We start from the raw sequence: 20,985 nt of genomic DNA on the forward strand, positions 1-20,985 counted from the left end.
ATGTGATTGACGACAAGTTCAGGTCGAAAAATAGCTCTTACAACGTCAAATATTGGTCAATTAATACCGGAATGCTCACGGAGAATTGAGAAATACCGGATTGCCGATCACCGTGCGGGTCTGAAGGTCGCGCAGCTCGATGCGCCAGACCGTGCCCAGCGGCCCCTCGCCGGCCGGCCGGCGCTGCGCCGTCTGGCGATGCACGAACGGATCGGTGAGCACCGGCAGGCTGGCCACCAGTTGGCCGTTGGCGTAATAGCTGAGCCACTGGCCGGCACCGCCAGTGACGGTGGTGGTGAGCGTCGCGCTCTCGCCCTCGGCGAGCCTCAGCCGGTCGCCATAGATGCCCTGTTGACCATTGGGGCCGGAGGCCTCGAATAGCACCTCCGGCGAGCCGCTGACGCCACGGGTGCGGATGTAAGCATGGCCGGCGCGGATCGCCGCCTGCAGCGCCGGCCGTGACAGCTCGCTGGCATAGACCGCAGTCAGGCTGGAGCCATAGCCCTTGCGTAGGCGCTGGTCCTCGGCATCGACGCCCTTGCTGTCGGAGCCGCTGACGGCGGTGATCTTGTAGCCCTGCCGCAGCAGGCCTTCCCACTTCTGGATGGCGGTGCCGACGAAGGGGTTCTCGATGGAACCCACCGGCAGTGGAATCCCCAGATCGTCCGGCGTTGCCAGCATCGGGCCGTTGACCAGTTCGATGGTATCGACCTGCGACCAGTCGATGGCGTCGTCCAGCTCGAAGTAGCAACCCCGGCAGAAATTGCTGAACAGCGGCGGCGGAAAGGTGGTGGGGTGATTCACCCCGAACAGCGCACCGTCGGCCTTGCTCAGGCGCTGGATCTCGGCGGCGCTGACATCCTCGAAACCGTGACGGTATTCGAGCACCGAGGGCGTTTCACCGAAGGCCATCAGGTGGCCGTGGTAAGTGATGATCTCGCGCCCCGGCCAGATCAGCAGATCGGGATGGGCCCGCTGCACCGCGCCCAGCGTGCGCCAGTGCTGGCCGGTGACGTACTCGGTGACCATCAGGAAATCGAGCTGCGCGGTGCGCGCCTGGGCGATGAAGTCCGGCCAGTCCGGCGCGTTCGGATTGGAGTGGTAGGCGTGCATGTGGAAGTCGCCGCGATACCAGCCGGGCAGCCGCCGCGCGACATGTTGCCGGTCCACCGGATCGTCGGCCGGCGTCGCCCCGGCGGATGCGGTCTTGCACTCGACGACGACCCGGTAGTCGGCGCCGGCCGGCGCCACCGCCGCCACACCGAGGTCGGCGTACCAGGTGCCGGGCTCGATGGCGCCGGGCACGAAGCCACGGTCGGCGCTGTCGCGCTGCACGTAGATCGGCGCCTGCCCCTGGTCGATGCGGCCCTGGCGCGAGCCGCCCCAACCGCGAAAACCCTGGGCACTGCGGTAGCCGTGCTGGTCCCAGAGACCGAGATCGAAGGTGGTGGCGGTGAGCGGTGTCGACGGCGGGTTGCCGGGCCTGTCGCTCCACTGGTAGCTCAGCTCCACCCGCTCGCTGCCCGGCGCCACCACAAAGGGCAGCATGCGATAGCTCTTGGCCTCGGTGGCGCTGGCCGTGCCGGTGAATTCCAGCGCCGGCGCGCCCGGCGCACACAGCGCCGTCCCCGGCGGTGGTGGTGACGGCGACGGTTCGGACGACGGCGCCTGCGAACGACCGCAGGCCGCGAGCAGGACCAGCAAGAGGGACGATGCGGAGCGTAGTTTCATGCCCGCAGTTTAGTGAGCGCCGGCGGCCGCGAAATGACACCGCAGTCCGGCGAAAACCGCTAGGCTTGCCAGCCATGAGCATAGGCATTGATCCCAACGCACCCCTGTCCCTGCGCGGCCACCTCACCAAGCTGTTCGCAGGCCTCACCGTGAAACCGGCGCTGCACGACCCCGACATGGCGCGCAAGCGCCTGCGGGTGAACAAGCTCGCCAAACTCACCTGGCCCGCCAGCGGCGCCACCTACACCGCCGGCGCGCTCGGCGAGGTGCCGGTGGAATGGGTGGCGCACCCCGCCAGCGGCGCGCGCGGCTTCGTGCTCTACCTGCACGGCGGCGCCTATGTCACCGGCTCGCCGCGCAGCCACCGCGTCCTCACCTCGCGCCTGGCCCGCGACGCCCGAGTCTGTGTCGCGGTGCCCGACTACCGGCTGGCGCCGGAACATCCCTTCCCCGCCGCCATCGACGACGCGCTGGCGGCCTATCGCGGCCTGCTGGCGCAGGACATCTCTGCCAACAAGATCATCATCGCCGGCGACTCCGCCGGCGGCGGCCTGGCGCTGGCGCTGGCGCTGCGCCTGAAGAGCGAGCCGCTGCCGCAACCCGCCGGCATCGTCTGCCTCTCGCCCTGGACCGACCTGACCATGTCCGGCGACTCGGTGAGTTCACGCGCCGGGCTGGAGGTGATGCTGTCGCGCCAGCTCGGCGCCGACAGCGCCGCGCAGTACCTGGCCGGTCAGGACCCGAAGCTGCCGCTGGCCTCGCCTCTGTTCGCCGATCTCAGCGGCCTGGCGCCGCTGCTGATCCAGGTCGGCGGCCAGGAGATCCTGCACGACGACTCCACCCGCCTGGCGCAGCGCGCCAGCGCCCTGGGCGTGCCGGTGACGCTGCAGATCTGGCCGAGGCTCTGGCATGTCTGGCAGTTGCACGGTGGACTGATGCCGGAGTCCGACGCGGCGATTGCCGCCATCGCCGACTTCATCCACGCCCGCCTCACCGGCCGCTGATGGACAGCCAACGGCCGTGAGCAGCGAACTGACCGTCGCGCCCCGCCGCGAAGACAACGCCAGCCCGCTGCCGGCCGACGCGCCCAACCGCATCGGCAAGTACGAGATTCGCGGCGTGCTCGGCAAGGGCGCCAGCGGCCTGGTCTACAAGGGCTTCGATCCCTTCGTGCAGCGCGAGGTGGCGGTGAAGATCGCCCTGCACCTGAGCGAGGACCGGCAGGGCGGCAACTTCGAGATGCAGGCGAAGAACTTCTTCGTGGAAGCGCGCGCCGCCGGCATGCTCAACCACCCCAACATCATCGCCCTCTACGACGCCGGCATGGAGGCCGACCTCTGCTACATCGTCATGGAGTACGTCGACGGCGACACCCTGCTGCCCTGGTGCCGGCGCAACGGGCCGCGCATGCCGCTGGACAAGGTGCTGGATGTCGGCATCAAGTGCGCGCGCGGGCTCGACTACTCGCACGTCAAGGGCGTGCTGCACCGGGACATCAAGCCCAGCAACATCATGATCACCAAGGACGGCGTCCCGAAGATCATGGACTTCTCGATCGCCGAGCTGAACGAGCCGCGCGAGGGCGTCGGCAGCACGGCGGTGGGCTCGCCGCTGTACATGTCGCCGGAACAGGTGATGCGCCAGCCGGTCGGCCCCACCTCCGATCTCTACGCGCTGGGCGCGGTGCTCTACCAGTTGCTCACCGGCGAGCCGCCGTTCTACTCGCCACACCTGCCCGGCTTGTTCGCGGCGATCCGCAACCAGCCGCCGCCGGCGCTGGAAAAGAAGCGGCCGGACGCTTCCCGCGAGCTGTGCCAGATCCTGGCCAAGCTGCTCGCCAAGAAACCGGCCGAGCGCTATCAAAAAGGCCTGGACCTCGCCTCCGACCTGATGCGCGAGCAGGAGCGCCTGCGCGAGAGCGACGCCCACTCCAACCGTCGCGAAAACCGCGACTCGCTGCGCGGCCTGGCCTTCTTCAATGCCTTCACCGAGGAGGAGATCGACGGCATCCTCGGCGCCAGCCAGCTCAAGACCTTCGCCGCCGGCACCACCATGGTCGAGGAGGGCGATGTCGAGAACGCCTTCTACATCATCGCCATGGGCCAGGCGCTGGTGCGCAAGGGCGGCAAGCCGATCCATGTGCTCGGCAAGGGTGACTGCTTCGGCGAGATCGCCCTGCTCTCCGGCATGCGCCGCACCGCCTCGGTGCAGGCGGCGAGCACGGTACTGGCGCTGCGCATCAACGCCACCCTGCTCGACAACGTCGCGCCGGAAAGCCAGTTGCGTTTCTACAAGACCTTCACCCAGACCCTGATCTACCGGCTGACGATGTCCAACGCGCGGCTGTCCGCTGCCACGCCCTCGCCGCCGGTCACCTGAGCGGACTCACTCCGGCCACAGCCAGGCGGCGCCGCGCACGCCGCTGGAGTCGCCATGCAGCGCCGGCTTCAGCCGGGTATCGACACGGTCGCTGAACACCCAGGCACCCCAGCGCTGCGGAATGCTCTGGTACAGCGCCGCCAGCTTCGACAGGCCGCCGCCGAGCACGATCACTTCCGGATCGAGCAGATTGATGACGCTGGCCAGCGCCCGCGCCAGCCGGTCCTGATAGCGCTCCCAGCTCTCGGCGCAGGCGGCGTCGCCGGCGGCCACGCCCTCCAGGATCTGCTCGCTGCGCAGCGCGCCGCCGAAGCGCTGGGCGTGGTCGCGGGCAAAGCCGGTGCCGGACAGCCAGGCCTCGATGCTGCCGCGCAGGCCGTCCCAGTGCGCCGGTCCCGGCACTTCGTCCCAGTCGGCGCGCGGCCAGGGCAGCGGGTTGTGTCCCCACTCGCCGGCGATGGCATTGGGGCCGGACAGCAGACGGCCGTGGACGACGATGCCGCCACCGACGCCGGTGCCGAGGATCGCCGCGAATACCGTGCTGGCGCCGGCCGCCGCGCCGTCGGCGGCCTCCGACACCGCCAGGCAATCGGCATCGTTGGCCATGCGTACCGCCCGCCCCAGAGCCACCTCGATGTCCTGCTTGAGCGGACGGCCGTTGAGGCAGATGGAATTGGCGTTCTTGATCAGCCCGGTGGCCGGCGAGATGGCGCCCGGATGGCCGATGCCCACCGGCAGGCCGGTGCGGCCGGCGGCAGCTTCCATGCGTCGCACCAGCTCGGCGATGGTGGCGATCTGGCCGTGGTAGTCCTCGTAGGGCGTCGGCAGACGCTCGCGCGCCAGGATCGCCGAGCCCGGCCCCATCAATACCGCTTCCGTCTTGGTGCCGCCGAGGTCGATTCCGATACGCATGCCGCTATTTTGCCAGTGCGCCGGAAAACTCCATGCTGCCGTCGTCGACCGCGCCGTAGCGCAGGCTCAGGAGATCGAACAGATAGTTCTGGTAGAGCTTCCAGGGCGACTTCGAGCCCTGCTTGGGGAAGGCTTCGATGGCGCGCTGCACATAGCCGGAGGAGAAGTCGATCAGCGGCTGCTCCTGTAGCTCCGGGTCCCGGCGACGCGGCGTGCACTGCCGGTAGCCGTGCTGGTCCATGTGCTTGAGCAGGCGGCAGAGATAGGCCGAGCTGAGGTCGACCTTCAGCGTCCACGAGGCATTGGTGTAGCCGATCGCCAGCGCCATGTTGGGGATGTCGCTGATCATCATGCCCTTGTAGCTGAGCTTGCTGGACAGATCGACCCGCTCGCCATCGACCACGAACTCCAGCCCGCCCAGCGCCAGCAGCTTCAGGCCGGTGGCGCTGACCACCACATCGGCGGCCAGCTCCTGCCCGGACTTCAGGCGGATGCCCCGCTCGGTGAAGCTGTCGATGTGGTCGGTGACGATGTCGGCCTTGCCCGAGCGCAGGGCGCGGAACAGATCGCCATCCGGCACCAGGCAGACCCGCTGGTCCCAGGGGTCGTAGCTGGGCGCGAAGTGCTTGTCCACGTCGAAGCCCCTGGGCAGTTGGTGGCGCACGCCGGCGCGGATCAGCTTCCTGGCCAGCCCCGGCGCGCGGCGGCAGAGGTTGAAGAAGAACATCTGCATCAGCACGTTCTTCCAGCGGGTGATGGCGTAGGCGAGCTTGGCCGGCAGCAGGCGACGCAGGCCGTTGGCGATCGCATCCTGGCCCGGCAAGGCGAGGATGTAGGTTGGCGAGCGCTGCAGCATGGTGACCTGGGCCGCTTCGCGGGCCATCGACGGCACCAGGGTGACCGCCGTCGCACCGCTGCCGATCACCACCACCCGCTGGCCGCGATAGTCGAGATCGGCCGGCCACTGCTGCGGATGCACGAAGCGGCCGCGAAACCGATCCAGCCCCGGATAGTCCGGCGTGTAGCCGCCGGCGTAGTCGTAGTAGCCGGCGCAGAGGTAGAGAAACCGGCAACTCAGGCGCAGGCGCTCGCGCTGCGGGCCGCGCTCCACCTCCACCGTCCAGCGCGCCTCGGGCGTGGACCACTCGGCGCCGACCACCCGGTGCTGGTAGCGGATGTGCGGCCCGAGGCCGTAGTCGCGCACCACCTCGCGCATGTAGTCGAGGATCGCCGGGCCGTCGGCAATCGCCTTCGCCGCCGTCCAGGGGCGGAAGGAATAGCCGAGCGTGTACATGTCGGAATCGGAGCGGATGCCGGGGTAGCGGAACAGATCCCAGGTGCCGCCGAGCGTCTCCCGCCCTTCGAGGATCGCGTAGCTCTGCTGCGGACACTGCTGCCCGAGGTGCACCGCCGCGCCGATGCCGGACAGGCCGGCACCGACGATCAGCACATCGAAATGTTCCAGGGACATGCGGCGGCGCTCCGGGTCGGGAGCCGGCACTGTAGAAGGACCGGGGCACCAGCACAGTTGCCGCCGCGCCAGCCACCGGCGCAGCGCAGGTCAAGGCACCCGTGCCCGCCGCCGGCCCCGAGGCCGGCGGCGGACGCGGCTAACGGCCGTTGCGATCACGCACGATCTCCGCCGCCTGCTGGAAGGTGGGGCGGTTGATCCAGTGGATCGCCGGCACCGGCTGGTAGGCGAAGGAGGTGTGCTCGACGGCGTCGCAATCCTCCACCACGCCACAGTCGGCGGCCTTGGGATAGACCAGCTGCGTGCCGTCCCAGGCGGCCTGGTTGGCAAGCCCGCCGAGATCGGTCAGCGCCTGATTGAGCGCGCTCAGCACCGCCGCGCGGCAGAGCGCAGGGTCCTCGGAGCCGGCGCACTGGAGCGCCCGGTAACTGGCATGCCCCGGAGTATCGAGCGCGGTCTGCAGCAGGCGGCGCATGTGCTGGTACCAGCCTTCCTGAAAGGCCGAGCCCTGCGCCCGTGGCGCGTCGAGACGGCCGGTCAACACCCCGGCCTTGGTCGATAGCGTTTCCAGCTGCGGGGTCAGGGTCTGCATCAGGCGCAGGTACCAGGCGTCCATGAACACCACGGCGGCACGGTGGTCGTAGACGCCGTCGGCGTCGCGGTCGCGCCGGTAGCCGCCCAGGCCCTTGCCGTTGTCGATCCACTGCCGGGAGCCGTCGTCCAGCCAGTCCTGCATCAGCGCCAGCACCGTCTGCTGGTCCTCGCTCAGAGTGCCCGCCCGGGCAAGCTCGATCAGCAGCGGCAGCAGGGTCTGGCCACGGTGGTCGGTGTAGGCGGCATCGGCCATCACCTCGACCATGGTCGCCAGCGTGTGCTTGCGACCGCTGGCGCGGAACGCCGCGAGACGGTCGCTGAGCATGCTCACCCGATGAGTCGGTCCGTAGGTGCCGTTGGCATCGGCCGCCCACCAGCCGGCGGCACCGGAGTTGTTCCAGTTGGCCAGATAGCCCTGCGGCGGATTCAGATCCTGGATGTGCGCCGACAGCGGCAGAAAACCCGGCCACTCGTAGTAGCCCTGGTCGTCCATCGCGGTCGGCCGCGCGCGGCTCGGGTATGGCACCTCGCCGCCGTAGCGGCTGAAGAAGTCATCCGGCAGGTTCTGGTCGGCCACCCATTCGTAGTTGCCGTCGCCCCAGTTGGGCAGCTCCGGATGGACACCCGCCGCCCGCTGCGGATAGAGACCGGACTGGATGTAGGCGATGTCCTTGCTGTCGGCGTAGAGCCAGTTGAAGGTCGCCGTCATGCTGTTGAACAGCTTCTTGAACCGCGTGTGATCCATCGCCATGCCGGTGGTGGTGAGCAGCGCGAACGGCGCGGCGGTATCGACATCGGCGAGAAAGGTGCTGCGCTGGCTCGAAACCACCACCGGCTCGCCCTGCACGGTGGCGGTGCCCACCACCGGTCCGTAGTGGGTGCGCAAGACGTAGCGGCGCACGGTTTCCGGATTCTGCGGGCCGCCCAGCGCGAGGCTGGCGACGGTGAGATTGGCGGTCCAGGTATCGAGCCGCTTGTACAGGCGCACGCAGCGGCCCTTGTAGAGATAGCCATCGCTATCCGGATAGCCGTCGCCGTCGGCGTCGCCGCGCGAGGCCGGCGCGCCGCTGGTGTTGCACAGCTTGGACACCCGCAGGTCGGTGAAATCGGAACCTGCCGAAGTCGGGCTCCAGGCAAAGTCGAGCCCGCGCCCGATCACGATGTAGGGCAGGTTGACGGTGGAGATGCCGCGCGCCGCCAGCTCGTAGGGCGTGCCGCCACGCGAGACCACGGCGGCCTCCCATAGCAGCTGCGGCATGAAGTAGCTGGTCTGCGGACCGGCCACCAGGATCGGGTGACCACTTTCGGTCTGGCTGCCGGCGGCGGCGATCCAGTTGGAGCTGGTCATCGGCAGTCCGTGGCGATTGAGCAGCCGCTTGAGGCTCAGGCCGGGGTCGGCACTCGCCTGCTGCGCCACCAGGTGCGCGAGCCCCGGTCGCAGCGGCGGCCGGGTCAGCTCGGCCAGCCGATCCGCCGGCGCACGGGGCAGCAGGTTCAGACGCCCGAGGCCGCGCAGCCCCTCGACGCCGAGCGGCGCCTCGGGAACCGCCAGCGGCAAGGGCAGCGTCGGCAGCCCGGGCCCATGCGACTGCAAGCTGTGGCCCACGAAGCTGCCGACATCCCAGATCGCCGTCCCCGGCGGCAGGGTCTGCGGGCAGCTCTCGTCCACCGAGGGCGGGCTCTGGGTGGCGAAGGTTCCGGAAGCGGTGACCGGGGTATCCGGGGCATTGGCATGGCGCAGGTCGCGCCAGAGCTTGCAGGCGGCCTCCGGCAGACGGGTGGTGCCGCCGGTGATGCTGGGATCCAGCGCCTGCAACAGCTGCAGATTGCGCGCCTCGCCACCGCCGCCCAGGCCCAGCGCCGACTGGATCAGCACCGCATTGGCGACGATGTCGTTGACGGTGAAATCCGCCGGCGGGAACAGCGGCTCGCCGCCCAGGCGCAGCCCCAGCGTGGTGTATTCCAGCGGCAACTGGCTCAGCCCCGCCGGCGTCTGCAGGTAGTCGATGTAGGCGTTCATGCCGGCGACAAAGCTCTCGGTGTCCTGCAGGAACAGCGGTCCCAGCGGCCCGAGCTTGGCGACGGCCTTGTCGACGATGCCGCGGATCTCGTCCTCGCCGTAGGCGGAGGCCGAACCGAATTCCAGATCGAGGTCGTAGGTGGTCGGCGAGGGACCGAGCTTCTCCGAGGCGCGACCGCGGCCGGCGGCACGCAGCACGTCGAACAGCCACAGACGGTCGGCGGCGGCGGCATAGCCCAGGCCGAACTGCGCAGCCTGACGGTCGGCGCCGTCCACGTAGGGCACGCCCCAGCCGTCGCGGCGGATGGTCACCGGCTTGCCGTTGGGCGCGGTCAGGCTGAGGCTGGAAACCGCCTCGGCCTCGGGCAGCTCCAGGCCGGCCTGCTTGAAGTAGTTGCAGGCCTGGTCCGAGGACTTCTGGTGCGCGCCGATGTCGGCCGGCGGCGCGCAGCGGTCGGCGCGCAGCGGCGACCGGGCGTAGGCCAGATCGCCGTAGAGGTCGAGCTGGTCGCGGTAGTTGTCGGGATAAGCCAGCTGCGGCTGCCCCGGCAAGGGGCCACCCACGGCACCGGCCGAGTTTCCGTTCGAGCCCGGCGGGAGGATCGACAGGAAGACATTGGCGGCGTCTGCTACCGGCGGCGGCCCGCCTCCGGGCGGGGCGCCAGTCGCCGGCGCGCTGCTGCGCCCGCAGGCGGTGAGCAGACCGCAAGCCAGAACAAGGGACAGCACCGGCAGACGCCGGCGGACGTGGTGGTTCATCATTTCCAACTCCTCCAAAGGGCGCGGTACGTTGCCGGGCCTCGGTACTCATAACGGGATGGTCATGGAAGCGGTTGTCATGTCGGCGGATATTTTTTCCACCGGGTCGGTACTGCCGGTTTCGGCCCTGCCCTCCGGCGCCCTGGAATCGCTCCTGGCGCCCCTGGGTCTGCGCTGGCAGCCGGTGCCGGACGGCGCCGAGATTCCCGGCAGCTACTGGGGCGACTCCGAGGCCGGGTTGATCGGCAACTGCCTGCACCTGCGCGCCGACACCCCGGTGCATTCGGCGCTGCACGAGGCCTGCCACTGGCTGCTGGCCGACGAGCAGCGGCGCGCCGGCCTGCACACCGACGCCGGCGGCAGCGACACCGAGGAGAACGCGGTCTGCTACCTGCAATGCCTGCTGGCCGAGCGCCTGCCCGGCTATTCACGGGCGCGCTGCTTCGCCGACATGGACGCCTGGGGTTATCACTTCATCCTCGGCAGCGCCGCCACCTGGTTCGCGGGCGACAGCGCCGATGCGCAGGCCCTGCTACGCGAGCGCGGCTGGCTGCCGCTGGCCTCGGCGGCTCAGCAGATGCAGGCCCAGACCGAGTAGCGTGCACAAGAGCTGCCCATCCCCTCGCCGCAAATTGCGCGTGCTTGCCTGATCGGATCTGCCCCGTAGGAGCGGGCTTGCCCGCGACCCGTTTCCGGCAAACCAACCGGTCGCGGGCAAGCCCGCTCCTACATTGGCGAGCGGATGGATCCAGGTCGGTCGGGGCAAGGCTCCATCTACAACCAGATCGCATTCCAGTACGGATAGTCTCCGAGTCGCTGAACCAAGCCCGCCCGCAGCGGATTCATCACGATATAGCGGGCCACCGCCCGCAAGTCCTCTTCACGGCGCAGGGCATGATCGTGATAGGCCTCGGACCAAACTGGGCCTAGACGCTGCAAAGCCGCATTGGCGGAGCGCGCACTGAACGATTTAATCCGGCGGACGACCTGCGCCAAGGCATCCCGCTCCCCTAGCTCCAGTAACCAGTGCGCGTGATCCGGCATCAGCACCCAGGCCAACAACCGGGCATCGCCGAGGCTGGCCTGCGACCCGAAGCTGCGGGCTGCGGCACGCGCGGCGGCGTCATCGCGAAACCAGGGCTGCCTTTGCAGCGTGACGGCGGTCAGCAGGTAAACCTGCCCAGCCTGAGAATGGCGCCCTCGCCGCAGCGCGCGCTGTCCGGATTCCATCGCCCCATCTCCCGGTCGGAGCGGGCTTGCCCGCGACCGATTCTCGGCAGGCCCTCTGCTCGCGGGCAAGCCCGCTCCGACTACGGCAAGCGATGGCGGAGAGCGGCTAGCGCCAGGGGATGCTCACTGCCACGCTCACCCGCAGCGGATCGTCGCGCTGGACCAACCAACATGGCCCGCCATCCTCTCCAGCCTGCCGCTAAAGCTCGGTGACCGTGACCTCGACGCTCATGCCCAGCGGATCGCCGGGCTGGCCGACGAAGCTGCCGGCCAGCGGCACCGCCTGTTCGGGATCGCGGGTCACCGCCACTTCGATGAGGTTATTGCCGGCGACCAGGCCATTGGTCGGGTCGTAGGCGACCCAGCCCTCGCCCGGCAGGTAGACCTGCAACCAGGCATGGGTTTCGCCGCCGCCGAGCAGATTGCCGCTGGCGCCGGCCTGGCCGGCGTCGTAGAGGTAGCCGGAGACGAAGCGGGCCGCCAGGCCCAGGCTGCGCGCCGCCTCCATCATCAGCAGGGCGAAGTCGCGGCAAGTTCCGGTGCGCTCGCTGAGCGTCGCCGAGGGGGGCCAGGTGCCGGGCTCGTCGCGACGCTGGTAGCGGAACTCCTCGCGGATCGCGGTATTGATCGCCGCCAGGCTCGCCAGGGTGCCGCCGCCATGCGCCTTGACGTAGCGACGCGCCCACAGCGCCAGCCGGTTGCCAGGATCGGGCGAGTGCCGGCGCAGGTAGGGCGCGAGGTCGATCCGCTCGGAGTCCGAGTACGCCACCGGCAGGGTCGCCGCCTGCGGGTCCAGAATCAGTTGCTCCGGATCGGCCGGATAGTGCTCGACCTCCAGCACCGACTCCAGCACCAGCTCGGTGGCCGGCTCGTGGAAATGCAGCCAGAGCACCGAGTTGCCGAACACATCGCTGGTCCAGCGGGTTTCGGCGGCCGGCGAAACCGACAACTGCGTGTCCAGCACCCGCAACTCGTGAGTGTCGCGGGGGCGGCAGAGAAAGCGGTGCGGGTCCAGACGCACCGGGTTGGCATAGCGATAGGTGGTGCGATGCCGGACTTTCAGTCGGATCATGGGCTGTCGGTTCCGCGAGGGCCGCGTAGAGTGTGCGCACCATGACTGAACCGCCACTGGCTGACGAGCCCCGCAACCTCCTCGGAGGCCGGCTGCTGCCCTGCTCCTACGCGCCGCTGACCGGTTATTTCCGCGATGGCTGCTGCAAGACCGACGGCAATGACCAGGGCCGGCATCTGGTCTGCGCGCGGATGACCATCGAGTTCCTGCGCTTCAGCCTGGAGCGCGGCAACGATCTGGTGACGCCGCGCGCCGAATATCTTTTCCCCGGCCTGAAGCCGGGTGACTGGTGGTGCTTGTGCGCGCTGCGCTGGAGCGAGGCCCTGGAGGCCGGCCTGGCGCCACCAGTGAAGCTCGCCGCCACCCACGCGGCGGTGACCCGTTACGTTTCCAGAGCGGCGCTGCTGCGCCATGCGGTGGACCCGCCGGAGACGGTCTGATGGGCCTCAGCGAAGCCATCCGTCGCGCCGCCGAGTGCGGCTGCGAGCTGGAGCCGATCCCCGGCCGGCGCCGCTATCTGATCCGCGCCATCGGCTACGACGCCGACCCTTACGAGATCGACGAGGACGTGCTGCTGGGGCTGTCGTCGGAGGAGTTCCTGCGCGAGTGGATCCCGGCGCGGGTCTGAAGCTCGCTCAGCCGGCAACCTCCAGACTGACCCGGGCGCGGCCCTCGCGCTTGCTGCGGTAGAGCGCGGCGTCGGCGCGGCTCAGCAGCTCGCGCAGGGAGTCGCCCTCGCGCGGCACCAGCGCCGCGACGCCGATGCTGCAACTGACCAGGCCCAGCGGCGAGCCGGCATGCGGGATCGCCAGCGCCCGCAGTGCCTGCTCCAGGGCTTCGGCGACGGTCAGCGCGCCCGTGCCGTCGGTTTCCGGCAGCAGCACCAGGAATTCCTCGCCGCCCACCCGCGCCACCAGGTCGGCCGGCCGGCGCAGTCCGGCCTGGAAGCAGCGCGCCGCCTGCCGCAGGCATTCGTCGCCGCCCGGATGGCCGTAGTGGTCGTTGTAGGGCTTGAACCAGTCGAGGTCGATGGCCAGCACCGCCAGCGTCTGCCGGTTGCGCAGCGCCCGCTCCCACTCGCGCTGCGCCTGCTCGTCGAAGGCGCGGCGGTTGGACAGCCCGGTGAGCGGATCGCGGTAGGCCATCTGCGCCAGCTCCAGCTGCGCATCGAGCAGCTCCTGCTCGGCGACGCGGCGGTCGTGAATGTCCTCGATGGCGCCGGTGATGCGACGGAAGCGGCCCTGCTCGTCGAATTCCGCCTTGGAGGAGATGTTGAACCAGCGCCAGCCACGGTCGGCGGTGCACAGCTGCGCGTCGACGGTGGTGACGCCGCCGCGCTCGCGTAACTGCCGGTAGATGGTTTCGCGCACCGGCAGCATCGCCTCGCCGAACAGGCGGCGGGTGCTGGCTTCGTCGGCCGGCAGCTCCGCCGGGGTGTAGCCAAGCAGCTGGTAGTAGCGCGGCGACCACCAGCGCTCGACCAGCTGGCCCTGCTCGAAGCGCTGGTCCCAGACGCCCACCTGCAGGCTGTCGACCACCAGGTTGAAACGGCGGGCATCGGCGTCGATGCGGTCGCGCAGCTCGGCGGCCTCGCGCATGCGGGCGATCTTGGCGGTGGCCAGTTCCAGCCAGTCCTCGTAGCGCGGCAGGGCGTAGAGCAGCAGCAGGAACAGCGGATTGCCGACCAGCACCCAGAGCAGCAGCGGCAGCTCTTCCGGCCTTTGCAGACCGAAGCCGGTCAGCTGCCGGAGGCCCAGCAGCGTCAGCACCGCGACGATGGCGCCGTAGCCCCAGCAGAGGATCAGTGCCCGTCGGCTGGGCAGCAGCACCACCGCCGCCAGGTAGATGAAGGGCACGTAGGCGAACACCGGCCGGAACAGGCCGAGTCCGGTCTCCCGGAGCAGTGGGCCGAACATCGCATAGGCGATGCGCTGCAGCAGCAGTGCCGCACCCAGCAGGATCAGCAGCAGCGCCCAGCGTTGCAGGCGCGGCTGATCGCCGGCCTGGTTGGCCGCTGCCGCCCGCCACCAGATCAGCAGCAACAGCAGGGCGTCGAGAGGGTAGACCAGCCACTCGATGGTGCTGCGCACCGGCAGCTGGTAGGTGGCGATGCCACCACCCACCGCCAGCAGCAGATGGAAAGCCAGAGCGACCTGGAGGCTGCGGAAGCGCAGCCGCGCCAGGCCCGGACCGTGCATGCGCTCCGGCGCGGTCAGCGCGCCTTGGCCTGGTTGGCGACCGCCTCGGCGGCGCGCCTGGCGGCCTCCGGATCGCCCAGGTAGCGGTGGCTCTTCACCTTCAGGTCGGCGTCCAGCTCGAACAGCAGCGGGATGGCGGTGGGGATGTTGAGTTCGAGAATCTCGGACTCGCTGACGTTGTTGAGGTACTTGTAGAGCGCGCGCAGCGAGTTGCCGTGGGCGGTGACCAGCAGGGTCTGGCCGGCCTTGAGCTGCGGCGCGATCTGGTCGTGCCAATAGGGCAGCACCCGCACCAGGGTGGTGGCCAGCGACTCGGTGCCCGGCAGCGCCGCCGCGTCGAGCTTGGCATAGCGGGGATCGTTGGCCGGATGGCCGGCGTCGCTGGCGTCCATCGCCGGCGGCGGCACGTCGTAGCTGCGGCGCCAGATCTTCACCTGCGCCTCGCCGTGCTTGGCGGTGGTCTCGGCCTTGTCCAGGCCCTGCAAGGCGCCGTAGTGGCGCTCGTTGAGGCGCCAGGTCTTGTGTACCGGAATCCACAGCTGGTCCATCACATCGAGCGCGGTGAAGTTGGTGCGGATGGCGCGCTTCAAGACGCTGGTGTGGGCGCAATCAAACTTCAGGCCCTCGGCCTTCATCAGCTCGCCGGCCCGGATCGCCTCCTGGCGGCCCGCCTCGGTGATGTCCACGTCCACCCAGCCGGTGAAGCGGTTATCGAGATTCCATTGCGACTGGCCGTGACGGAGGAGGACGAGCTTGCGGGTAGTCATAGGGATTGCGGATTGCGGATTGCGGATTGCGGATTGCGGATGGAATTATCCCAGAACCGGGCAGGCGGTCTTGGCGCGGACTTCTTCGGCAGTGACGCCGGGCGCCAGCTCCACCAGTTTCAGGCCGTCGGCGGTGACGTCGAGCACGCCCAGTTCGGTGATGATGCGGTCCACCACCTTCACGCCGGTCAGCGGCAGCGTGCAGGCGGGAAGAATCTTCGCCTCACCCTTGGCGGTGTGTTCCATCAGCACGACGACGCGCTGCACGCCGGCGACCAGATCCATCGCGCCACCCATGCCCTTCACCATCTTGCCGGGGATCATCCAGTTGGCCAGGTCGCCCTGCGCCGACACCTGCATGGCGCCGAGGATGGAGAGGTTGATGTGGCCGCCACGGATCATCGCGAAGCTGTCGGCGCTGCTGAAAAAGGCCGAGCCCGGCAACGTGGTGATGGTCTGCTTGCCGGCATTGATGAGGTCGGCATCGACCTCGGCCTCGGTGGGGAACGGGCCGATGCCGAGCAGACCGTTCTCGCTTTGCAGCCAGACATCCATGCCGGCCGGGATGTAGTTCGCCACCAGCGTCGGCAGGCCGATGCCCAGGTTCACGTAGTAGCCGTCCTGCAATTCGGCGGCGGCGCGCTGCGCCATCTGCTCTTTGGTCCAGGCCATGGCTTAGTTGCTCCGCAGCGTGCGCTGCTCGATGCGCTTCTCGGGCCTGGCATTGACCACGATGCGGTCCACGTAGATGCCGGGCGTGTGGATCTGGTCCGGGTCCAGACTGCCGGTCTCGACCAGCTCCTCGACTTCGGCGACGCAGACCTTGCCGGCCGCCGCGATCATCGGATTGAAGTTGCGCGCGGTCTTGCGGAACACCAGGTTGCCGACGCGGTCGGCCTTCCAGGCCTTGACCAGGGAGACATCGGCCTTGAGCGCGCGCTCCATCACATAGGTCTCGCCGTCAAACTCGCGCAACTCCTTGCCGTCGGCGACCACGGTGCCGACCCCGGTCTTGGTGAAGAAGGCCGGGATGCCGGCGCCGCCGGCGCGCAGTTTCTCTGCCAGCGTGCCCTGCGGGGTGAATTCCAGCTCCAGCTCGCCGGAGAGGAACTGCCGCTCGAACTCCTTGTTCTCGCCGACATAGCTGGAAATCATCTTCCTGATCTGCCGGGTGGTCAGCAGCAGGCCCAGGCCGAAGCCATCGACGCCAGCGTTGTTGCTGATCGCGGTCAGGTTCTTCACGCCGCTGTCGCGCAAGGCGGCGATCAGCGCCTCCGGGATGCCGCAAAGGCCGAAGCCGCCGACCGCCAGGGTCTGGCCGTCCGCCACCAGACTATCCAGCGCCGCCTGGGCGCTGGGGTAGAGCTTATTCATGCGTCTCCTCGTCCATGCTCGTCGCTGCGCATTCTAGCGGCGCCGGTTTGGCTAGCTAATGGGTGACTAGTTCGCCGTGATGCGGGCCAGGCGACTGGCCGGCGGCCGGCCCAGCTCGGCGCTGATCCAGCGCGCGACCTCGCAGAGCGCCTCCAGATCGACGCCGGTGGTGTAGCCGAGACCGTGCAGCAGGTAGACCAGATCTTCGGTGGCGACGTTGCCAGTCGCGCCTTTCGCATAGGGGCAGCCGCCCAGGCCGCCGACGCTGGCATCGACCACCCGCACGCCGGCTTCCAGGCAGGCGTAGACATTGGCCAGCGCGGTGCCTCGGGTGTCGTGGAAGTGCACCGCCAACCGGGGCATCGGCACTTCCGCCGCGACCGCCTTCAGCATCGCCACCGCCTTCTTCGGCGTGCCGACGCCGATGGTGTCGCCCAGCGAAACCTCATAGCAGCCCATCGCCGCCACCGCCTTCGCCACCCGCACCACCTCGCTCACCGCGACCTCGCCCTGATAGGGGCAGCCGAGCACGGTGGAGACGTAGGCGCGCACCTTCAGCCCCTGCGCCAGCGCCTGCTCGGCGACCGGCGCCAGCCGTGCCAGCGACTCGTCGATGCCGGCATTGATGTTCTTGCGGTTGAAGGCCTCGGAGGCGGCGGTGAACAGGGCGATCTCCTGCACGCCGGCCGCCAGCGCCCGCTCCAGGCCCTGGAGATTGGGCACCAGCACCGGGTAGGACAGGCCTGGCCGCCGCTGCAATCCCGCCAGCACCTCGCCGGCATCGGCCATCTGCGGCACCCATTTGGGGCTGACGAAGCTGGTCGCCTCCACCACCGGCAGGCCGCAGGCGGCGAGCTTCTCGATCAGCGCGATCTTGGTGGCGGCGGGGACCAACTGTTTCTCGTTCTGCAAGCCGTCGCGCGGACCAACCTCGACGATCTTGATGAATTCAGGCGTGCTCATCCGGCAAGTCTAAAGCTCAGCGCGGGGCGTAGACGCCGCGCTTGACCGGCAACCACCAGGTGAAGCCGAACAGCAGGGTGCCAATCACCAGCCGCAGCGGCGCGGGATTCAGGTGCTTGAGCACCTTGAAGGCAACCGGAATCTCCAGGGCATGGGCGCCCAGCAGCACCGCCGACAGCAGCACCAGGAAGTGCTGGGAGTGGCCCATCAGGATCAGTGCGAGGCCGGCGGCGTAGATCGCCAGGAGGGTGAGGTTCTGGGCGATCCAGAAAGGTTTGCTGTTCATGCGGTTGGGCGTGCTGTGGAGAAGGAAAAATCAGGAGGCGGTTTCGGCTTCCAGCGGCACGAACAGCCGCATGAAGGCGATGAAGGCGAGCTTGTTGCCACTGCTCATCTCGAACTCGCGGGCGATGGTGAGGCCGGGGTTGCGCAGCTTGGCGAGCATTTCCTTGAACACCTGCGCCGGCACCCGCACCACCAGGTCGGCGGCCGGCGCGGCCTCACCGGGCGGGATGATCTCGCTGGCGCCCCGGCGAACGATGTAGGTCCAGCTCTCGCCGGCATCGGTGAACTCGAAGCGCACGGTGGTGATGCGTTCGCCGGCCGCCTCGGCGTCGAGGTTGACCGCCATGCCGTCGAAGAAGGTCGACAGCGGCATGTTGGCGAGCATCTCCGGCGTCGGCGTCACCGCGCGGCTCGGCAGCGGGTAGTCGCCGCGCAGCTCGTGCCAGGCCACCAGATACCAATGGCGGGCATTGGGATTGCTCTCGGCCTCGCCCAGCGCCTTGAGCGCGGCCAGCCGCGCCTCCTTCACCGTGGCGGCCTCCGGCCGCAGGCGCAGAGCCGCGCCGCTCAGCTCCAGCACCCACTGCCAGTCCGCCTTGGCGGCGGCGGCGCTGATCGCCGCGTCCATAGACTCGGCACCGCCGGCCAGGGCCTGCAGGCGCTCGGCCTGCTGGCGCGGCGGCAGCGGGTGCAACTGCTCGGGCCGGCCATCGAACCAGCCGAGATTGCCGCCATAGAGGCTCTTCGCGCTCCAGCCCGGCTTGCCGTAGAACTCCTGCAAAAACGGCGCGGCGGCGAGATGCGCCGGCAGCTTGATGCGCTCGGCGATCTCGTCCGGCAGGAGGCCGATGTTCATCAGCCGGATGGTCTGGTCGTGGACGTAGCGGATGGCGTCGCGGTAGTCGGTGAGCGTGTCGTAGATCGCCTGCTCGCCAGCGAGCGGCCGGGTGTGGCTGGGCACCAGCACCGCCGGCCGCAGCGCGCGCATGCGATCCAGGCTCGCCGCCCATTTCTTCGGGTCGCGGAAGCCGGTGCCGCGAATGGTGTAGAGGTTGGGGAAGGCGTGGTAGAGGTTGTCGCCGGGCAGCAGGATCCTGCGCTCCGGCAGCCAGAGGTAGATCTGGTCCTCGGTCTCGCCCGGTGCATGCACCAACTGGAAGTGGATGCCGGCAACGGTATCGTCCAGGGTGTCGCGGAAGGTCTTGGTCGGCCGCAGGATGTTGACCGTGCTGCCCTCGTGGATGTCCAGCGCGCCACCGATACCGACATTCAGCAGCTCGTCCGGGCTAAGGCCCCAGCCGTACATGCGCAGCGAGCGTTGGGTGATGATCGGCTGCAACTCGGAACTGATCTTGTCCATGTTGCGCGCCACATCTTCCTGCGCGTAGATCGGCACCGTCGCGCCCGCCGGGATGAAGGCCGAGGCGCCACCGATATGGTCCGGGTGCGAGTGGGTGTAGACGATGGCCTTGACCGGTTTGTCGGAGACCTTCGCGAACTCCGCCGCCACTGCCTTCGCCGACTCCACCGACTCCATGGTGTCGACCACGATGGCGCCGTCCTCGCCTTCGATGAGGATGGAGTTGGCGATGCCGAAACCCACCGCCACCCAGACTCCGGGCGCGGCCTCGATCACCGCGCGGCGGAACTCATTGCTGTGGGCCTGCAGGTCTGCGGGGGTGGCAACCGCCGGTGCCGGCGCCGGCTGGGGCTTGCCGCAGGCGGTCAGGCTCAACAGGGCCAAGGCTGCGGCCATTCCTAGCTTCATGCTGTCTCCTCAGCGGCTGGATTCTTGGTTTGCGGCACGCAGTGTGCCGCAAGACGGCGACGCTCGCCGCGACTCAGGGCGCGCTGGTGGCGGCGAGCACGGCGTCGGGATTTACCGGGCAGCCCAGCCGCTCGAACTCCGCCCTGCGGTAATGCCGGCCTTCGGGGTAGTAGGCGCCCAGCACCTCGCGCTCGTGGGCTCCCGAGGGGCCGGGGATGTTCTGGATCGCCTCGGCGAAGTCGCCGCGCGGCAGCATGTGCCGGTAGATCAGCAGGCTGTTGCTGAACGGCCCCCAGTTGAGCCAGTTCACGCCGCATTCGGCGATGGCATTGGAAGGTCGGTCCTGGGCGCGGCTGACCAGGATGATCGCGCGCGCGCCTTGCACACCTTGCACCTGCTCGTCGTACAAACAGTCGATGTAGCGCTGGCTGTTGACCTCGTTGCTGCACAGGCTCCAGTAGCGCAACTGGCCATCGCCCATCACCGGCTCGCCGCTGCGGGTCTGCGGCGTGGTCGGCATGCGCGCCACCATCACCCCGACCTCGCCGAAGCTCTGGCTGAGGCTGGCGGTCATGTAACTGTTGTGGACATTGCTGGCGAAGCCGCCGCTGTTGCTGGTGCTCTGCCCGAGTGCTCCGGAGAGCAAGGGGCCGAGCACTGGCACGGCATCGAGACGGTGCGACTGCGAACTGAGCAGATCGAAGAACTTCAGCCAGCGCAGCTCCGGGAACGCCGCGAGATTGGGCTGGGTCTCGACGGCCGGGTCGAGGCCATTGAGCAGCTCCGCCGCCGGCAGCGTTGGCAGGCGTTCCAGCGCCGAGCAGGCTTCGCTGCCGCGCAGCACCGCGCCGCCGGCCAGCGGCAGCGCCAACTGCGGCAGACCGACGCCGCCACTGAGGTCGTAACCCGCGTCCTCGACATAGACCCGGTAGATCACCACCGCCACTGGCGAGGGCAGGCGCTGCTCGCCAGCGGCTACGAAGCTGTAGAGCGTATTGGGCTCGCGCTGCGCAGGGTCCTGCGGCGGCACGGCGGCGATCACCCGCACCCGGTAGTCGCGCGCCTCGCGGTCGCGACGGGCGCCAACCGCGAACGGCTGCGTCGCCCCCGCTTCGGGCGCGATCTCGACATCGGCGAGCGCGTCGATCGGCTCCAGGCGCGGGTTGTAGAGATTGAACGAGGCGTAACGGGCGTGCGGGTAGCGCCCCTCCAGCCACAGCTCGCCGCCGGGCGGAATCGGCAGCGCGGCGACCCAGTAGGTGGCGGCACGGTCGGGGTAGAGGATGTTGAGCAGGTTGGGATCGCTGCGCAGCAGCCAGGTGCAGTCGCGCGGCAGCTCGGCGCCGCTCGCCTGTGGCGCAGCCGGCGTACCGCCATTGGTCGCGGCGGGGTCGTCGGATTGCGCGCAGGCGCCGACCAGCCCCGACAGCATCATTGCAGCCAGCAAACCGGCTCGACGCAT

19 protein-coding genes are annotated in these 20,985 nt (G+C 69.0%); 5 read left to right on the plus strand and 14 right to left on the minus strand.

Annotation, left to right across the window (positions count from 1 at the left end):
* Nucleotides 1–75: 75 nt before the first annotated feature.
* Nucleotides 76–1,731, minus strand: coding sequence for a CehA/McbA family metallohydrolase (locus tag ED208_RS01405; protein WP_148044650.1), 1,656 nt, complete (start codon nucleotides 1,729–1,731; stop codon nucleotides 76–78).
* A 74-nt stretch (nucleotides 1,732–1,805) separates the two neighbouring features.
* Here ED208_RS01405 and ED208_RS01410 point away from each other — a divergent pair, with 74 nt between their 5' ends.
* Complete coding sequence (locus ED208_RS01410) at nucleotides 1,806–2,735, plus strand: alpha/beta hydrolase (RefSeq protein WP_123210068.1); 930 nt, start codon at nucleotides 1,806–1,808, stop codon at nucleotides 2,733–2,735.
* 16 nt (nucleotides 2,736–2,751) lie between these two features.
* Nucleotides 2,752–4,110, plus strand: a complete 1,359-nt coding sequence (locus tag ED208_RS01415; protein ID WP_233574740.1) for a serine/threonine-protein kinase — start codon at nucleotides 2,752–2,754, stop codon at nucleotides 4,108–4,110.
* Nucleotides 4,111–4,116: 6 nt separating this feature from the next.
* On the opposite strand, the gene ED208_RS01420 is transcribed toward ED208_RS01415, so the two are convergent.
* The 3 genes from ED208_RS01420 to ED208_RS01430 all read right to left on the minus strand — a co-directional run bounded on the left by ED208_RS01420 (nucleotide 4,117) and on the right by ED208_RS01430 (nucleotide 9,866).
* On the minus strand, nucleotides 4,117–5,022 hold the full coding sequence (locus ED208_RS01420; RefSeq protein WP_123210069.1) for an ROK family protein: 906 nt from the start codon (nucleotides 5,020–5,022) through the stop codon (nucleotides 4,117–4,119).
* 4 nt (nucleotides 5,023–5,026) lie between these two features.
* Nucleotides 5,027–6,493 (minus strand): flavin-containing monooxygenase, encoded by a 1,467-nt coding sequence (locus ED208_RS01425; protein ID WP_123210070.1) that lies wholly within the window; start codon nucleotides 6,491–6,493, stop codon nucleotides 5,027–5,029.
* Between the two features lie 139 nt (nucleotides 6,494–6,632).
* A complete protein-coding gene (locus ED208_RS01430) occupies nucleotides 6,633–9,866 on the minus strand; it encodes a penicillin acylase family protein (protein ID WP_158608388.1) in 3,234 nt (1,077 codons plus the stop codon).
* Between the two features lie 64 nt (nucleotides 9,867–9,930).
* On the opposite strand from ED208_RS01430, the gene ED208_RS01435 reads away from it, so the two are divergent.
* Nucleotides 9,931–10,464, plus strand: a complete 534-nt coding sequence (locus tag ED208_RS01435; protein WP_199720474.1) for a hypothetical protein — start codon at nucleotides 9,931–9,933, stop codon at nucleotides 10,462–10,464.
* A gap of 176 nt (nucleotides 10,465–10,640) precedes the next feature.
* Here ED208_RS01435 and ED208_RS01440 read toward each other — a convergent pair whose 3' ends face one another.
* Both ED208_RS01440 and ED208_RS01445 read right to left on the minus strand, forming a co-directional pair.
* Nucleotides 10,641–11,096 carry an REP-associated tyrosine transposase gene (locus ED208_RS01440; RefSeq protein WP_123210072.1) on the minus strand — a complete coding sequence of 152 codons (456 nt, stop codon included), beginning with the start codon at nucleotides 11,094–11,096 and terminating at the stop codon, nucleotides 10,641–10,643.
* Nucleotides 11,097–11,295: 199 nt separating this feature from the next.
* On the minus strand, nucleotides 11,296–12,168 hold the full coding sequence (locus tag ED208_RS01445) for a transglutaminase family protein (RefSeq protein WP_123210073.1): 873 nt from the start codon (nucleotides 12,166–12,168) through the stop codon (nucleotides 11,296–11,298).
* Nucleotides 12,169–12,209: 41 nt separating this feature from the next.
* Here ED208_RS01445 and ED208_RS01450 point away from each other — a divergent pair, with 41 nt between their 5' ends.
* Nucleotides 12,210–12,608, plus strand: a complete 399-nt coding sequence (locus ED208_RS01450; protein WP_123210677.1) for a DUF2237 family protein — start codon at nucleotides 12,210–12,212, stop codon at nucleotides 12,606–12,608.
* A complete protein-coding gene (locus tag ED208_RS01455; protein ID WP_123210074.1) occupies nucleotides 12,608–12,796 on the plus strand; it encodes a hypothetical protein in 189 nt (62 codons plus the stop codon). The genes ED208_RS01450 and ED208_RS01455 overlap by 1 nt, the downstream gene beginning before the upstream one ends.
* A 7-nt stretch (nucleotides 12,797–12,803) precedes the next feature.
* Here the strand turns inward: ED208_RS01455 and ED208_RS01460 are convergent, their stop codons facing one another.
* From ED208_RS01460 to ED208_RS01495, 8 genes are all read right to left on the minus strand, one after another.
* Complete coding sequence (locus ED208_RS01460; protein WP_123210075.1) at nucleotides 12,804–14,366, minus strand: GGDEF domain-containing protein; 1,563 nt, start codon at nucleotides 14,364–14,366, stop codon at nucleotides 12,804–12,806.
* Nucleotides 14,367–14,380: 14 nt separating this feature from the next.
* Nucleotides 14,381–15,133, minus strand: coding sequence for a 2,3-diphosphoglycerate-dependent phosphoglycerate mutase (gene gpmA / locus ED208_RS01465; protein WP_123210076.1), 753 nt, complete (start codon nucleotides 15,131–15,133; stop codon nucleotides 14,381–14,383).
* A 45-nt stretch (nucleotides 15,134–15,178) separates the two neighbouring features.
* Nucleotides 15,179–15,805: a CoA transferase subunit B gene (locus ED208_RS01470; protein ID WP_123210077.1), complete on the minus strand. Its 627-nt coding sequence runs from the start codon at nucleotides 15,803–15,805 to the stop codon at nucleotides 15,179–15,181.
* Nucleotides 15,806–15,808: 3 nt separating this feature from the next.
* Nucleotides 15,809–16,507, minus strand: a complete 699-nt coding sequence (locus tag ED208_RS01475; RefSeq protein ID WP_123210078.1) for a CoA transferase subunit A — start codon at nucleotides 16,505–16,507, stop codon at nucleotides 15,809–15,811.
* Between the two features lie 66 nt (nucleotides 16,508–16,573).
* Nucleotides 16,574–17,470 (minus strand): hydroxymethylglutaryl-CoA lyase, encoded by an 897-nt coding sequence (locus ED208_RS01480; protein WP_123210079.1) that lies wholly within the window; start codon nucleotides 17,468–17,470, stop codon nucleotides 16,574–16,576.
* A gap of 16 nt (nucleotides 17,471–17,486) precedes the next feature.
* On the minus strand, nucleotides 17,487–17,756 hold the full coding sequence (locus ED208_RS01485; protein WP_123210080.1) for a hypothetical protein: 270 nt from the start codon (nucleotides 17,754–17,756) through the stop codon (nucleotides 17,487–17,489).
* Nucleotides 17,757–17,786: 30 nt separating this feature from the next.
* Nucleotides 17,787–19,511 (minus strand): alkyl sulfatase dimerization domain-containing protein, encoded by a 1,725-nt coding sequence (locus ED208_RS01490; RefSeq protein ID WP_158608389.1) that lies wholly within the window; start codon nucleotides 19,509–19,511, stop codon nucleotides 17,787–17,789.
* 85 nt (nucleotides 19,512–19,596) lie between these two features.
* Nucleotides 19,597–20,985 carry a hypothetical protein gene (locus tag ED208_RS01495; protein WP_148044651.1) on the minus strand — a complete coding sequence of 463 codons (1,389 nt, stop codon included), beginning with the start codon at nucleotides 20,983–20,985 and terminating at the stop codon, nucleotides 19,597–19,599.

This window comes from Stagnimonas aquatica, from assembly GCF_003730135.1.
GTDB lineage: Bacteria > Pseudomonadota > Gammaproteobacteria > Nevskiales > Nevskiaceae > Stagnimonas > Stagnimonas aquatica.

Excerpts from the sequence above, each read along its gene's own strand:
- ED208_RS01455 (WP_123210074.1), top strand. The coding sequence starts at position 12,608 with ATGGGCCTCAGCGAAGCCATCCGTCGCGCCGCCGAGTGCGGCTGCGAG.
- ED208_RS01470 (WP_123210077.1), bottom strand. The coding sequence starts at position 15,805 with ATGGCCTGGACCAAAGAGCAGATGGCGCAGCGCGCCGCCGCCGAATTG.
- ED208_RS01450 (WP_123210677.1), top strand. The coding sequence starts at position 12,210 with ATGACTGAACCGCCACTGGCTGACGAGCCCCGCAACCTCCTCGGAGGC.
- ED208_RS01405 (WP_148044650.1), bottom strand. The coding sequence starts at position 1,731 with ATGAAACTACGCTCCGCATCGTCCCTCTTGCTGGTCCTGCTCGCGGCC.
- ED208_RS01410 (WP_123210068.1), top strand. The coding sequence starts at position 1,806 with ATGAGCATAGGCATTGATCCCAACGCACCCCTGTCCCTGCGCGGCCAC.
- ED208_RS01495 (WP_148044651.1), bottom strand. The coding sequence starts at position 20,985 with ATGCGTCGAGCCGGTTTGCTGGCTGCAATGATGCTGTCGGGGCTGGTC.
- ED208_RS01460 (WP_123210075.1), bottom strand. The coding sequence starts at position 14,366 with ATGCACGGTCCGGGCCTGGCGCGGCTGCGCTTCCGCAGCCTCCAGGTC.
- ED208_RS01435 (WP_199720474.1), top strand. The coding sequence starts at position 9,931 with ATGGAAGCGGTTGTCATGTCGGCGGATATTTTTTCCACCGGGTCGGTA.
- ED208_RS01475 (WP_123210078.1), bottom strand. The coding sequence starts at position 16,507 with ATGAATAAGCTCTACCCCAGCGCCCAGGCGGCGCTGGATAGTCTGGTG.
- ED208_RS01445 (WP_123210073.1), bottom strand. The coding sequence starts at position 12,168 with ATGATCCGACTGAAAGTCCGGCATCGCACCACCTATCGCTATGCCAAC.
- ED208_RS01420 (WP_123210069.1), bottom strand. The coding sequence starts at position 5,022 with ATGCGTATCGGAATCGACCTCGGCGGCACCAAGACGGAAGCGGTATTG.
- gpmA (WP_123210076.1), bottom strand. The coding sequence starts at position 15,133 with ATGACTACCCGCAAGCTCGTCCTCCTCCGTCACGGCCAGTCGCAATGG.
- ED208_RS01425 (WP_123210070.1), bottom strand. The coding sequence starts at position 6,493 with ATGTCCCTGGAACATTTCGATGTGCTGATCGTCGGTGCCGGCCTGTCC.
- ED208_RS01480 (WP_123210079.1), bottom strand. The coding sequence starts at position 17,470 with ATGAGCACGCCTGAATTCATCAAGATCGTCGAGGTTGGTCCGCGCGAC.
- ED208_RS01430 (WP_158608388.1), bottom strand. The coding sequence starts at position 9,866 with ATGAACCACCACGTCCGCCGGCGTCTGCCGGTGCTGTCCCTTGTTCTG.
- ED208_RS01485 (WP_123210080.1), bottom strand. The coding sequence starts at position 17,756 with ATGAACAGCAAACCTTTCTGGATCGCCCAGAACCTCACCCTCCTGGCG.
- ED208_RS01440 (WP_123210072.1), bottom strand. The coding sequence starts at position 11,096 with ATGGAATCCGGACAGCGCGCGCTGCGGCGAGGGCGCCATTCTCAGGCT.
- ED208_RS01490 (WP_158608389.1), bottom strand. The coding sequence starts at position 19,511 with ATGGCCGCAGCCTTGGCCCTGTTGAGCCTGACCGCCTGCGGCAAGCCC.